Annotated in this window: 10 protein-coding genes; all 10 read left to right on the forward strand. The window is 65.3% G+C overall.

Translation table 11 applies throughout. The features are described from left to right. The first annotated feature begins 1 nt into the window (after nt 1). Nucleotides 2-1138 (forward strand): lipid-A-disaccharide synthase, encoded by a 1137-nt coding sequence (gene lpxB, locus ACTJJX_RS09285; protein ID WP_003113865.1) that lies wholly within the window; start codon nt 2-4, stop codon nt 1136-1138. Continuing rightward, nucleotides 1138-1743 carry a ribonuclease HII gene (rnhB, locus tag ACTJJX_RS09290; protein WP_003098580.1) on the forward strand — a complete coding sequence of 202 codons (606 nt, stop codon included), beginning with the start codon at nt 1138-1140 and terminating at the stop codon, nt 1741-1743. The genes lpxB and rnhB overlap by 1 nt, the downstream gene beginning before the upstream one ends. Before the next feature lie 216 nt (nt 1744-1959). Beyond that, a complete protein-coding gene (locus tag ACTJJX_RS09295) occupies nt 1960-3375 on the forward strand; it encodes an alanine/glycine:cation symporter family protein (protein ID WP_003092370.1) in 1416 nt (471 codons plus the stop codon). A 129-nt stretch (nt 3376-3504) separates the two neighbouring features. Then, a complete protein-coding gene (dnaE, locus tag ACTJJX_RS09300; RefSeq protein WP_003098578.1) occupies nt 3505-7026 on the forward strand; it encodes a DNA polymerase III subunit alpha in 3522 nt (1173 codons plus the stop codon). A 149-nt stretch (nt 7027-7175) separates the two neighbouring features. Then, entirely contained in the window at nt 7176-8126 is a 951-nt protein-coding gene (gene accA, locus ACTJJX_RS09305; RefSeq protein ID WP_003098575.1) for an acetyl-CoA carboxylase carboxyl transferase subunit alpha, read from the forward strand. Between the two features lie 69 nt (nt 8127-8195). Next, nucleotides 8196-9524, forward strand: a complete 1329-nt coding sequence (gene tilS, locus ACTJJX_RS09310) for a tRNA lysidine(34) synthetase TilS (RefSeq protein ID WP_003122145.1) — start codon at nt 8196-8198, stop codon at nt 9522-9524. Nucleotides 9525-9694: 170 nt separating this feature from the next. Continuing rightward, nucleotides 9695-11323 carry a CTP synthase gene (locus ACTJJX_RS09315; RefSeq protein WP_003092366.1) on the forward strand — a complete coding sequence of 543 codons (1629 nt, stop codon included), beginning with the start codon at nt 9695-9697 and terminating at the stop codon, nt 11321-11323. 2 nt (nt 11324-11325) lie between these two features. Continuing rightward, a complete protein-coding gene (gene kdsA / locus ACTJJX_RS09320; RefSeq protein ID WP_003092365.1) occupies nt 11326-12171 on the forward strand; it encodes a 3-deoxy-8-phosphooctulonate synthase in 846 nt (281 codons plus the stop codon). A 45-nt stretch (nt 12172-12216) separates the two neighbouring features. Further along, on the forward strand, nt 12217-13506 hold the full coding sequence (gene eno, locus ACTJJX_RS09325) for a phosphopyruvate hydratase (protein WP_003092364.1): 1290 nt from the start codon (nt 12217-12219) through the stop codon (nt 13504-13506). 64 nt (nt 13507-13570) lie between these two features. Then, nucleotides 13571-13855 carry a cell division protein FtsB gene (gene ftsB, locus ACTJJX_RS09330; protein WP_003098569.1) on the forward strand — a complete coding sequence of 95 codons (285 nt, stop codon included), beginning with the start codon at nt 13571-13573 and terminating at the stop codon, nt 13853-13855. Nucleotides 13856-13873 lie beyond the last annotated feature (18 nt).

Raw genomic sequence — 13873 nt, forward strand, 5'->3', positions numbered from 1 at the left:
CATGGCTGACGGATTACGCGTAGCCCTGGTCGCCGGCGAGGCCTCCGGCGACATCCTCGGGTCCGGACTGATGCAGGCGCTGCGGGCGCGGCACCCGGATATCGAGTTCATCGGCGTCGGTGGGCCGCGCATGGAGGCCGAAGGGCTGTCCAGCTATTTCCCCATGGAGCGCCTGTCGGTGATGGGCCTGGTCGAAGTGCTGGGCAGGCTGCCGGAGTTGTTGCGACGGCGCAAGCGCCTGATCCGCACGCTCATCGAGGCCCGGCCGGATGTGATGATCGGCATCGACGCTCCCGACTTCACCCTCGGCGTCGAACACAAGCTGCGCCAGGCTGGCCTGCGCACCGTGCATTACGTCAGCCCTTCGGTATGGGCCTGGCGGCAGAAGCGGGTGCTGAAGATTCGCGAAGCCTGCGACCTGATGCTGGCATTGTTCCCCTTCGAAGCACGTTTCTACGAAGAGCATGGGGTGCCTGTGCGTTTCGTCGGCCACCCCCTGGCCAACACCATTCCCCTGCAGGCGGATCGCGCTGCGGCCCGCGCGCGGCTCGGATTGCCGGCGGACGGACAGGTGCTGGCGCTGATGCCGGGCAGTCGCGGCGGCGAGGTCGGCAAGCTCGGCGCCTTGTTCCTCGACACCGCCCAGCGCCTGCTCGTCGAACGGCCGGGCCTGCGTTTCGTGCTGCCCTGCGCCAGCGCTGCACGGCGCGAACAGATCGAGCAGATGCTCCAGGGCCGCGAGCCTCTGCCGCTGACGCTGCTCGACGGCGCTTCCCATGAAGCGCTTGCCGCCTGCGATGCGGTGCTGATCGCCTCCGGTACCGCGACCCTCGAGGCGCTGCTCTACAAGCGGCCCATGGTGGTGGCTTATCGGGTCGCCGGGCTGACGTACCGGATTCTCAAGCGCCTGGTGAAAAGCCCTTACATCTCCCTGCCGAACCTGTTGGCCGGACGCCTGTTGGTGCCGGAACTGATCCAGGACGCCGCCACCCCGCAAGCGCTAGCCGCAACCCTCTCGCCGCTGCTGGACGACGGCTCGCAGCAGGTGGAATTCTTCGATGCCATCCATCGGGCCTTGCGCCAGGATGCCTCGGCACAGGCGGCGGAAGCCGTCCTGCAACTGGTGGAGCGCCGCTGATGCAACTGGGTCTGGATTTCAATCTGGTGGAGGATCTGGTCGCGGGCGTCGACGAGGTCGGTCGCGGTCCGTTGTGCGGCCCGGTGGTCACCGCCGCGGTGATTCTCGACCCGAGCCGCCCGATCCTCGGCCTGAACGACTCGAAGAAGCTCAGCGAAGCCCGCCGCGAGGCGCTGTTCGAAGAGATCCGCGAGAAGGCCCTGGCCTGGTGCATCGCCCGCGCCGAGGTCGAGGAGATCGACCGGCTGAACATTCTGCATGCCACCATGCTCGCCATGCAGCGCGCGGTCGAAGGCCTCAGCGTGACTCCGCGGCTGGCCCTGATCGACGGCAATCGTTGTCCGAAACTGGCGGTGCCCTGCGCGCCGGTGGTCAAGGGCGACAGCCAGGTGCCGGCGATCGCTGCGGCGTCGATCCTGGCCAAGGTCAGTCGCGACCGGGAAATGGTCGAGCTGGACCGGGTCTATCCGGGCTATGGCATGGCCGGGCACAAGGGATATCCGACCGCGGTCCATCTCGAGGCGCTTTCCCGCCTCGGCCCGACGCCGATCCATCGACGCTCGTTTGCGCCGGTTCGCGAATTGCTGGACGTCTCTGTTCAATAATTGAACGGATGTCGCGTGACTGACCGTATCTGTCGCCTGGTGACAAGCGGCGAGCGACGTCAATAGCGGAAAGTCCTGCCCCTTCCTGCCAAGTGCCATTCACAGCGAAATTTCCTTCGGCTCGCACGTCATTCCGTGTGTGTCCGAAACACGCGGCCTTCTACCCGGGAGGTCGGCTGACAACAATCCGCCACAAGCGGAACAGGGGAGTTATCCATGCAAGAATTCGCCACTCAGGTCGTCGACCTGCTCAACGGCCTTATCTGGGGCAAGATCCTCATCTGGCTGCTGGTCGGTTGCGGCCTGTACTTCACCGTGCGCCTGGGGCTGATCCAGTTCCGCCACTTCGGTCATACCTTCAGCGTGCTCAAGGGCAGCCGCCAGTCGGACGACTCGGGAATCTCCTCGTTCCAGGCGCTCTGCACCTCTCTGGCGGCGCGGGTCGGTACCGGCAACGTCGCCGGCGTGGCGGTAGCGATCACGCTCGGCGGTCCCGGCGCAGTGTTCTGGATGTGGGCGATCGCCCTGGTGGGGATGGCGACCGGCTTCGTCGAGGCGACCCTGGCCCAGTTGTTCAAGATTCGCGACGACAAGGGCCAGTTCCGTGGCGGCCCGGCCTACTACATGGAGAAGGGCCTGGGCGCGCGCTGGATGGGCATCCTGTTCTCGATCTTCCTGATCATCGCCTTCGGTTTCGTCTTCAACTCGGTGCAGGCCAATACCATCACCGGTGCCATGCAGGGCGCCTTCGGCGTGCCGACCTGGATCAGCGGCATCGCCGTGGTGATCCTCACCGCGTTGATCATCTTCGGCGGCCTGCGTTCCATCGCGCGCTTCTCCGAACTGGCGGTACCCTTCATGGCGGTGGCCTACCTGCTGCTGGCGGTGGGCATCATCCTGTTCAACCTCAGCGAACTGCCGGGCGTCCTGGCGATGGTGGTGAAGAGTGCCTTCGGCTGGCACGAGGCCGCCGCCGGCGGCATCGGCGCGGCGATCCTCAACGGCTTCAAGCGCGGCCTGTTCTCCAACGAAGCAGGCATGGGCTCGGCGCCCAACGCCGCCGCCTCGGCCACGCCCTATCCGCCGCACCCGGCGTCCCAGGGCTACGTGCAGATGGCCGGCGTGTTCATCGATACCCTGCTGATCTGTACCGCTTCCGCCGCCATCATCCTGCTGGCCGGACCGCAGGAAGGCGAGGGCATCATGCTGGTGCAGAATGCCCTGACCAGCCAGGTCGGCGATTGGGGCCGCTATTTCCTGGCGGTGATCATCCTGTTCTTCGCCTTCACCTCGATCGTCGCCAACTACTTCTATGCCGAGAACTGCCTGGTATTCCTCGAGCACAACCACCTGGCGGGCCTGTTGATCTTCCGCCTGATCGTGCTGGCGATGGTGATGTTCGGCGCGCTGGCTTCGCTGCCGTTCGTCTGGAACCTTGCCGACGTGTCGATGGGCCTGATGGCGATCACCAACCTGATCGCCATCCTGCTGCTGTCCAACCTCGCGATCAAGCTGGCCAAGGACTACAACGCCCAGCGCAAGGCCGGCAAGCTGCCGACCTTCGACGCCAGCCAGTTCCCGGAAGTCCAGCAGAAGCTCGAGCCGGGCATCTGGGACGACCGCCGCGCCTGAGCGCGGGGCGGGCGAGGCTTCTCGGCGCAGCCGAGGCGCATCGTCCGCTCTTGAACCTGTAGCTTTGCCACCGGGCCCGGTACAATCCGGGCCTTGTCGTTTTTGCGTTATTTCTGCTCCGGGGCCTTCATGACCGTATCCTTCGTTCACCTGCGTCTGCATACCGAATTCTCCCTGGTCGACGGCCTGGTCCGGGTCAAGCCCCTGGCCAAGGCAGTGGCAGGGCTGGGCATGCCGGCGGTGGCGGTCACCGACCAGAGCAACATGTGCTCGCTGGTGAAGTTCTACAAGACCGCCATGGGCGCCGGCATCAAGCCGATCTGCGGGGCCGACATCTGGCTCGCCAGCCGCGAGGAAGATGGCCCGCTCAGTCGCCTGAGCCTGCTGGCGATGAACGCGAAGGGTTATCGCAACCTCACCGAGCTGATTTCCCGCGGTTGGAGCGAAGGCCAGCGCAACGGCGAGATCATCATCGAACGCGACTGGGTCAAGGAGGCGGCGGAAGGCCTGATCGCGCTGTCCGCGGCCAAGGAGGGCGAGATCGGCCACGCTCTGCTCGACGGCGAGGAAGCCAAGGCCGAGGCGCTGTTGCGCGAGTGGATGGAGGTGTTCCCCGAGCGCTTCTACGTCGAAGTGCAACGTACCAGCCGGGTCAACGACGAGGAGCACCTCCACGCGGCGGTGGCTTTGGCGTCACGCTGCAACGCGCCGCTGGTGGCGACCAACGACGTGCGCTTCATCAAGCAGGAAGACTTCGAGGCCCACGAGACCCGCGTCTGCATCGGCGAGGGTCGGACCCTCGACGATCCGCGGCGGCCGCGTACCTATTCGGACCAGCAATACCTGAAGTCGCCGGCGGAAATGGCCGAGCTGTTCAGCGACCTGCCGGAAGCGTTGGAAAACACCGTCGAGATCGCCAAACGCTGCAACATCGAGGTGCAGCTGGGCAAGTACTTCCTGCCGGACTTCCCCACGCCCAATGGCATGGGCATCGACGACTACCTGCGGCACGCCTCCTTCGAAGGTCTCGAGGAGCGCCTGGAGGTGCTGTTGCCGAAGGACACCCCGGACTACGAGGCCAAGCGCCAGGTCTATGTCGATCGCCTGAACTTCGAACTCGATATCATCATCCAGATGGGTTTCCCCGGTTACTTCCTCATCGTGATGGACTTCATCAAGTGGGCGAAGAACAACGGCGTGCCGGTAGGCCCCGGGCGGGGCTCGGGCGCCGGCTCGCTGGTGGCCTACGTGCTGAAGATCACCGACCTCGATCCGCTGGCCTATGACCTGCTGTTCGAACGTTTCCTCAACCCGGAACGGATCTCCATGCCCGACTTCGACGTCGACTTCTGCATGGAGGGCCGCGACCGGGTGATCGACTACGTGGCCGACGCCTACGGGCGCAACGCGGTGAGCCAGATCATCACCTTCGGCACCATGGCGGCGAAGGCGGTGGTACGCGACGTGGCGCGGGTCCAGGGCAAGTCCTACGGTCTCGCCGACCGGCTGTCGAAGATGATCCCGTTCGAAGTCGGCATGACCCTGGATAAGGCCTACGAGCAGGAAGAAATGCTCCGCGACTTCCTCAAGAGCGACGAGGAAGCCGCCGAGATCTGGGAGATGGCCCTCAAGCTGGAAGGCATCACCCGCGGTACCGGCAAGCACGCCGGTGGCGTGGTGATCGCGCCGACCAAGCTGACCGACTTCTCGCCGATCGCCTGCGACGAGGAAGGCGGCGGCCTGGTGACCCAGTTCGACAAGGACGACGTGGAGGCGGCCGGCCTGGTGAAGTTCGACTTCCTCGGCCTGCGGACCCTGACCATCATCAAGTGGGCGATGGAGATCATCAACCGCGAGCAGGCCAAGAAGGGCCTGGAGCCGGTGAACATCGACTTCATCCCGCTGGACGACAAGCCGACCTATTCGCTGCTGCAGAAGGCCGAGACCACTGCGGTGTTCCAGCTCGAATCGCGCGGCATGAAGGAGCTGATCAAGAAGCTCAAGCCGGACTGCCTGGAAGACCTCATCGCACTGGTGGCGCTGTTCCGCCCGGGTCCTCTGCAGTCGGGCATGGTGGACGACTTCATCAACCGCAAGCACGGTCGCGCCGAGCTGTCCTATCCGCACCCCGATTACCAGTACGCCGGCCTGGAGCCGGTGCTCAAGCCCACCTACGGCATCATCCTGTACCAGGAACAGGTGATGCAGATCGCCCAGGTCATGGCCGGCTATACCCTCGGTGGCGCGGACATGCTGCGCCGGGCGATGGGCAAGAAGAAGCCCGAGGAAATGGCCAAGCAGCGCGGCGGTTTCATCGAGGGTTGCAAGAACAACGGCATCGATGCCGACCTCGCGGGCAACATCTTCGACCTGGTGGAAAAATTCGCCGGCTACGGCTTCAACAAGTCGCACTCGGCAGCCTACGGCCTGGTCTCCTACCAGACCGCCTGGCTGAAGACCCACTTCCCGGCGCCGTTCATGGCCGCGGTACTCACCGCGGATATGCAGAACACCGACAAGGTGGTGACGCTGATCGAAGAATGCCGGCACATGAAGCTGCGCATCGTGGCGCCGGACGTGAACAACTCCGAGTTCCGCTTCACCGTCGACGACGATGGCCGGATCGTCTATGGCCTGGGCGCGATCAAGGGCGTCGGCGAGGGGCCGGTGGAGGCGATCACCGAATGCCGCGCCGAAGGCGGGCCGTTCAACACCCTGTTCGACTTCTGCGACCGCGTCGACCTGAAACGCATCAACAAGCGCACCCTGGAAGCGCTGATCCGCGCCGGTGCGCTGGATCGCCTGGGGCCGCACTACCACGACGAGCTAAAGGCCTACCAGGCTACCGTCGACCTCAACCGCGCCGTGCTGCTGGCGGCGATGGAGGAAGCGATCCAGGCCGCCGAGCAGACCGCGCGCAGCCACGACAGCGGGCACATGGACCTGTTCGGCGGAGTCTTCGCTGAGCCGGAGGCGGATGTCTACGCCAACCACCGCAAGGTCAAGGAGCTGACCCTCAAGGAACGCCTGAAGGGCGAGAAGGACACCCTCGGCCTGTACCTGACCGGCCATCCGATCGACGAGTACGAAGGCGAGGTGCGGCGCTTCGCCCGCCAGCGCATCGTCGAGCTGAAGCCGGCGCGCGATACCCAGACGGTGGCCGGGCTGATCGTCAACCTGCGGGTGATGAAGAACAAGAAGGGCGACAAGATGGGCTTCGTCACCCTAGACGACCGCTCCGGACGGATCGAGGCCTCGCTGTTCTCCGAAGCCTTCGCCGCGGCCCAGTCGCTGCTGCAGACCGACGCGCTGGTGGTGGTCGAGGGCGAGGTCAGCCAGGACGACTTCTCCGGCGGACTGCGCCTGCGCGCCAAGCGCGTGATGAGCCTGGAGGAGGCGCGTACCGGCCTGGCGGAGAGCCTGCGGATGAAGCTGCACGCCGACCTGTTGAAGGGCGATCGCCTGCGCTGGCTGGGCGAGCTGTTCAACCGCCATCGCGGTTCCTGCCCGATCACCCTGGACTACACCAGCGCCGACGCCAAGGCCCTGCTGCAGTTCGGCGAGAGCTGGCGGGTGGATCCGGCGGACGATCTGATCCAGGCATTGCGTGACCAGTTCGGGCGCGACAACGTCTTCCTCAATTATCGTTAATCGCGATGGGCGATAACGCCGTTGTTCCGCGCTCTGCGGCGGGAAAACGCGGATCGCCCTTGCTCCCGGCTCGACCCCTGGCGCCCGATCCCGTAAGGTAGGGCGCCAAACGGAAACGGCCCACTAGAATCTGCGCACGACGGAAGCCTATGAACCCGAACTTTCTTGATTTCGAACAGCCGATCGCCGACCTGCAAGCCAAGATCGAAGAGCTGCGCCTGGTGGGCAACGACAATGCGCTGAACATCAGCGACGAAATCTCGCGTCTGCAGGACAAGAGCAAGGCGCTCACCGAAAACATCTTCGGCAATCTGTCCAGTTGGCAGATCGCCCAGCTCGCGCGCCATCCCAAGCGTCCCTATACCCTCGACTACATCGGCTACCTGTTCAGCGATTTCGAGGAACTGCACGGCGACCGGCATTTCGCCGACGACCCGGCGATCGTCGGTGGCGTTGCCCGCCTCGACGGTTCCCCGGTGATGGTCATCGGCCACCAGAAAGGCCGCGAAGTCCGTGAGAAGGTCCGGCGCAACTTCGGCATGCCGCGTCCGGAAGGCTATCGCAAGGCCTGCCGCCTGATGGAAATGGCCGAACGCTTCAAGATGCCGATCCTCACCTTCATCGACACGCCCGGCGCCTACCCGGGCATCGATGCCGAGGAACGCGGCCAGAGCGAGGCGATCGCCTGGAACCTGCGGGTGATGGCGCGACTGAAGACGCCGATCATCGCCACCGTGATCGGCGAGGGCGGTTCCGGCGGCGCGCTGGCCATCGGTGTCTGCGACCAGTTGAACATGCTGCAATACTCCACCTATTCGGTGATCTCGCCGGAAGGCTGCGCCTCCATCCTCTGGAAGACCGCCGAGAAGGCGCCGGAAGCCGCCGAGGCCATGGGCATCACCGCCGAGCGCCTGAAAGGCCTGGGCATCGTCGACAAGGTCATCGACGAACCGCTGGGCGGCGCCCATCGCGATCCGGCGAGCATGGCCGAATCGATCCGTGGCGAACTGCTGACGCAACTGAAGATGCTCCAGGGCCTGGAAATGGGTGAGTTGCTGGAGCGTCGTTACGACCGCCTGATGAGCTACGGCGCGCCGTAAGCCATCCGGCGCACTGGTACGATCGACAAGCCCGGCATTCGCCGGGCTTGTCGCATGAGGAGCGCAAGCATGCCGGCGGTGCCGCTCGAATCCCGTCTGTTACAGGCCCTGGCGCCCTGGCGCGAAGCGGGGGGCTGGTGCGTGGCGTTTTCCGGCGGGCTGGATTCCACGGTGTTGCTGCATCTGCTCGCCCAACTGGCCCGGAGCGAAGCCTTGCCGGCGCTGTCGGCGCTGCATGTCCACCATGGCTTGCAGGCTGCGGCGGACGGTTGGCCGGCGCACTGCCAGGTGGTCTGCCGGTCGCTGGGTATCCCGCTGCGGGTCGAGCGGGTGCAGGTCGCCGTTGGCGGCAGCATCGAGCAGGCGGCGCGCGACGCCCGCTATCGCGCATTCCAGGCGAACCTGGGCGAGGGACAGGTGCTGCTCACCGCGCAGCACCTCGACGACCAGGCCGAGACCCTGCTGTTCCGCCTGTTGCGTGGAGCGGGCCTGCGCGGCCTGGCGGCGATGCCGGCGAGCCGGCCGCTGGGCGGCGGCCGCCTGTGCCGACCCTTGCTCGGGGTTTCCCGCGCCGAACTGGAAGCCTATGCGCAGACGCACCGGCTGGACTGGGTGGAGGATCCTTCCAACCAGGATCCGCGCTTCTCGCGCAACTACCTGCGCCGGGAGATCATGCCGCGTCTCGCCTCCCACTGGCCGCAGGCCGTCGCCGGCATGGCGCGCTGCGCGGCGCATCTGCGCGAGGCCGAAGACCTGCTGGCTGAACTGGCCGCCATCGACCTCCGGGCCTGCCGCCAACCCTCGGAACTGGATTGGCCGGACTGGCTGGATCTGCCCCGGATCGCCCTGGAGCCTCTGCGCCGCCTCAGCGCTGCGCGCCAGCGCAACCTGCTGCGGGCCTGGCTGGGGCAGCTGACGCGGTTGCCGGACAGTGACCACTGGGCCGGCTGGGAGTCGTTGCGCGATGCCGGCGACGATGCCGACCCGATCTGGCGCCTGGAGAGCGGCGAGCTGCGTCGCGGCGCGGGGCGGATCTGGTGGTTGCCGGCGGACTGGCGGGCGGCGGCGGGACCGTTCGTCTGGGAGCGTCCCGCTCATCCATTGCTTCTTCCCGGCAATGGTCGGCTGGCGTTGCTCGGCGAGGTTCCGGCGGGGCCGTTGCGCGTCGACTACCGGCGGGGTGGGGAGGTGCTGGCCCTGGCCGGGCGCGGTCGCCGCGACCTCAAGCGATTGCTCAACGAAGCGGGCGTACCGAGCTTCCTGCGCGGTCGTTTGCCGCTGCTCTTCCGAGCCGACGAACTGCTCGCGGTGGCCAACATTCCTGGCCTGGACAGTCCCCGCGAGGGGGGCTGGCGACTGTCCTGGAGCCCGCCGACGAACGACCCGGGTTTGAGCTAGTAAGCCGTTTCCAGTAGACTACGCTCCCGTCTTGTACTGCTCCCGCCGATTCCCTCCGGAATCAGCAGGAGTTTGCTTTGCCCACGGATTTGTCCGTGGCGGGAGCTGGCCTCCCTTCTCCGAATCCCCGGCGGTTGATCCCGCCTAAACGCTGACTTCTAGGGTTTTTCATGACGCGCTACATCTTCGTCACGGGTGGTGTTGTTTCTTCATTGGGGAAAGGCATCGCTTCGGCTTCTCTGGCTGCGATCTTGGAAGCGCGTGGCCTGAAGATCACGATGCTCAAGCTGGACCCTTACATCAACGTGGACCCGGGCACCATGAGCCCGTTCCAGCACGGTGAGGTCTTCGTGACCCAGGACGGCGCCGAGACCGACCTGGACCTGGGCCATTACGAGCGCTTCGTTCGTACCACCATGACCCAGAACAACAACTTCACCACCGGCCGCGTCTACATGGACGTGTTGCGCAAGGAACGCCGCGGCGACTACCTGGGCGCCACCGTGCAGGTGATCCCGCACATCACCGACGAGATCAAGCGGCGCATCATCAAGGGCGCCGGCGATGCCGACGTCGCCCTGGTGGAGATCGGTGGCACCGTCGGCGACATCGAGTCGCAGCCGTTCCTCGAGGCGATCCGCCAACTGCGCGTCGAGATCGGCGCCAAGCGCGCGATGCTGATGCACCTGACCCTGGTCCCGTACATCGCCACCGCCGGCGAGACCAAGACCAAGCCGACCCAGCACTCGGTCAAGGAGCTGCGCTCCATCGGCCTGCAACCGGACGTGCTGGTCTGCCGTTCCGATCACCCGATCGACGTCTCCTCGCGGCGCAAGATCGCGCTCTTCACCAACGTCGAGGAGCGCGCGGTGATCGCCTTGGAAGACGTCGACACCATCTACCGCATCCCGTCGGTGCTGCATGCCCAGGGCCTGGACGACATCGTCGTTGAGCGCTTCGGCCTGGAGTGCGGGCAGGCCGACCTGTCCGAATGGGACCGGGTGGTCGATGCCAAGCTCAACCCCGAGCGTGAAGTCACCATTGCCATGGTCGGCAAGTACATGGAACTGCTGGACGCGTACAAGTCGCTGATCGAGGCGATGACCCACGCCGGCATCCAGAGCCGCACCAAGGTCAACCTGCGCTACATCGACTCCGAAGACATCGAGCAGCAGGGCACCAGCCTGCTGGAAGGCGTCGACGCCATCCTGGTCCCGGGCGGCTTCGGCCTGCGCGGCGTGGAAGGCAAGATCAGCACCGTGCAGTACGCCCGCGAGAACAAGATCCCCTACCTGGGCATCTGCCTGGGCATGCAGGTCGCGGTCATCGAATACGCCCGCAACGTGCTCGGCTGGAGCGACGCCAACTCCACCGAGTTCGACAAGTCCAGCGGCCATCCGGTGGTCGGCCTGATCACCGAATGGCAGGACGCGACCGGCGCCACCGAGATCCGCACCGAAGCTTCCGACCTGGGCGGCACCATGCGCCTGGGCGCCCAGGAATGCCAGCTGCAGACCGGCACCCTGGTGCACGACTGCTATGCCAAGGACGTGATCGTCGAGCGCCATCGCCATCGCTACGAAGTGAACAACAACCTGCTGCCGCAACTGGAACAGGCCGGCCTGAAGATTTCCGGCCGCTCCGGCGACGGCGCCCTGGTGGAAGTGGTCGAGGCCCCGGAGCATCCGTGGTTCGTCGCCTGCCAGTTCCACCCGGAGTTCACCTCCACACCGCGTGATGGCCACCCGCTGTTCAGCGGTTTCGTCAACGCCGCGCTGAAATATTCCGGGAAGGCCTGAGCATGGCACAGAAGATCGTTCGCGTCGGCGATATCCAGATCGGCAACGACCTGCCGTTCGTGCTGTTCGGCGGCATGAACGTGCTGGAGTCGCGCGACCTGGCCATGCAGGTCTGCGAAGAATACGTACGGGTTACCGAGAAACTCGGTATCCCCTATGTGTTCAAGGCCAGCTTCGACAAGGCCAACCGTTCCTCGATCCACTCGTTCCGTGGCCCGGGCCTGGAAGAGGGAATGAAGATCTTCGAAGAGATCAAGAAGACCTTCAAGGTGCCGGTCATCACCGATGTCCACGAGCCGTTCCAGGCCCAGCCGGTGGCCGAGGTCTGCGACATCATCCAGCTGCCGGCCTTCCTCTCGCGGCAGACCGACCTGGTGGTGGCGATGGCCAGGACCAACGCGGTGATCAATATCAAGAAGGCCCAGTTCCTCGCGCCCCAGGAGATGAAGCACATCCTGACCAAGTGCGAGGAAGCCGGTAACGACCGCCTGATCCTCTGCGAGCGCGGCTCCTCCTTCGGTTACAACAACCTGGTGGTCGACATGCTCGGCTTCGGCATCATGAAGCAGTTCGAGTACCCGGTATTCTTCGACGTCACCCACGCCCTGCAGATGCCTGGCGGTCGCGCGGACTCCGCCGGCGGCCGGCGCGCCCAGGTCACCGACCTGGCCAAGGCCGGGCTCAGCCAGAAGCTCGCCGGGCTGTTCCTCGAGGCCCATCCGGACCCCGAGCACGCCAAGTGCGACGGTCCGTGCGCGCTGCGCCTGAACAAACTCGAAGCCTTCCTGTCCCAGCTCAAGCAACTGGACGAGCTGATCAAGAGCTTTCCTGCAATCGAGACTGCCTAGTCTCCTCAGACCGCCCCGTTCATTCACTTCGGAGTGTTAACAAGAATGGCAAAGATCGTCGACATCAAGGGCCGTGAGGTCCTGGACTCCCGCGGCAACCCTACCGTTGAAGCGGACGTGATCCTGGACAACGGCATCGTCGGCAGCGCCTGCGCGCCTTCCGGTGCTTCCACCGGTTCCCGCGAGGCCCTCGAGCTGCGCGATGGCGACAAGAGCCGTTACCTGGGCAAGGGCGTGCTGAAAGCCGTGGCCAACATCAACGGCCCGATCCGCGACCTGCTGCTGGGCAAGGACGCGGCCGACCAGAAAGCCCTCGACCACGCGATGATCGAGCTGGACGGCACCGAGAACAAGGCCAAGCTGGGCGCCAACGCGATCCTCGCGGTGTCCCTGGCTGCCGCCAAGGCCGCCGCACAGGCCAAGGGCGTACCGCTGTACGCGCACATCGCCGACCTCAACGGCACTCCCGGCCAGTACTCCATGCCGGTGCCGATGATGAACATCATCAACGGCGGCGAGCATGCGGACAACAACGTCGATATCCAGGAATTCATGGTCCAGCCGGTCGGCGCGAAGAACTTCGCCGAGGCGCTGCGCATGGGCGCCGAGATCTTCCATCACCTCAAGGCCGTGCTGAAGGCCCGTGGCCTGAACACCGCCGTCGGTGACGAAGGCGGCTTCGCGCCGAACCTGTCGTCCAACGAAGACGCCCTGGCCGCCATCGCCGAGGCCGTCGAGAAGGCCGGCTACAAGCTGGGTGACGACGTGACCCTGGCCCTGGACTGCGCCTCCAGCGAGTTCTTCAAGGACGGCAAGTACGACCTGGAAGGCGAAGGCAAGGTATTCGACGCCGCCGGTTTCGCCGACTACCTGGCCGGCCTGACCCAGCGCTACCCGATCATCTCCATCGAGGACGGCATGGACGAGTCCGACTGGGCCGGCTGGAAAGGCCTGACCGACAAGATCGGCGCCAAGGTCCAACTGGTCGGCGACGACCTGTTCGTGACCAACACCAAGATCCTCAAGGAAGGCATCGAGAAGGGCATCGGCAATTCGATCCTGATCAAGTTCAACCAGATCGGTTCGCTCACCGAGACCCTGGAGGCCATCCAGATGGCCAAGGCCGCCGGCTATACCGCGGTGATCTCGCACCGCTCCGGCGAAACCGAGGACTCGACCATCGCCGACCTGGCCGTGGGTACCGCCGCCGGTCAGATCAAGACCGGTTCGCTGTGCCGCTCCGACCGCGTGTCCAAGTACAACCAGTTGCTGCGCATCGAAGAGCAACTGGGCGCCAAGGCGCCGTACCGTGGTCGCGCGGAATTCCGCGGCTGAGCCTAGTCTGGTACGGTGAAGGGGTGGCAAGAGCCACCCCTTTTCTTCTCAAGGAGTTCGAGGCTTGAGGTTACGTAGCCCCTACTGGCTGTTCGTGGTGCTGATCCTGGCGCTGGCGGGCCTGCAATATCGCCTGTGGGTCGGCGATGGCAGCCTGGCGCAGGTGCGCGACCTGCAGAAGCAGATCGCCGACCAGCATGGCGAGAACGAGCGCCTGCTGGAGCGCAACCGGATTCTCGAAGCCGAAGTCGCCGAGCTGAAGAAAGGCACCGAGACCGTCGAGGAGCGTGCGCGGCACGAGCTCGGCATGGTCAAGGACGGCGAAACCCTCTACCAGCTCGCCAAGTGAGCTGACGACCCTTCTCCC

This window comes from Pseudomonas sp. 22490 (assembly GCF_052044465.1).
Lineage (GTDB): Bacteria > Pseudomonadota > Gammaproteobacteria > Pseudomonadales > Pseudomonadaceae > Pseudomonas > Pseudomonas aeruginosa.

Bases quoted from the DNA above. Each gene is read 5' to 3' on its own strand.
- ACTJJX_RS09315 (WP_003092366.1), top strand. From the start codon at position 9,695: ATGACGCGCTACATCTTCGTCACGGGTGGTGTTGTTTCTTCATTGGGG.
- lpxB (WP_003113865.1), top strand. From the start codon at position 2: ATGGCTGACGGATTACGCGTAGCCCTGGTCGCCGGCGAGGCCTCCGGC.
- kdsA (WP_003092365.1), top strand. From the start codon at position 11,326: ATGGCACAGAAGATCGTTCGCGTCGGCGATATCCAGATCGGCAACGAC.
- tilS (WP_003122145.1), top strand. From the start codon at position 8,196: ATGCCGGCGGTGCCGCTCGAATCCCGTCTGTTACAGGCCCTGGCGCCC.
- ACTJJX_RS09295 (WP_003092370.1), top strand. From the start codon at position 1,960: ATGCAAGAATTCGCCACTCAGGTCGTCGACCTGCTCAACGGCCTTATC.
- eno (WP_003092364.1), top strand. From the start codon at position 12,217: ATGGCAAAGATCGTCGACATCAAGGGCCGTGAGGTCCTGGACTCCCGC.
- rnhB (WP_003098580.1), top strand. From the start codon at position 1,138: ATGCAACTGGGTCTGGATTTCAATCTGGTGGAGGATCTGGTCGCGGGC.
- accA (WP_003098575.1), top strand. From the start codon at position 7,176: ATGAACCCGAACTTTCTTGATTTCGAACAGCCGATCGCCGACCTGCAA.
- dnaE (WP_003098578.1), top strand. From the start codon at position 3,505: ATGACCGTATCCTTCGTTCACCTGCGTCTGCATACCGAATTCTCCCTG.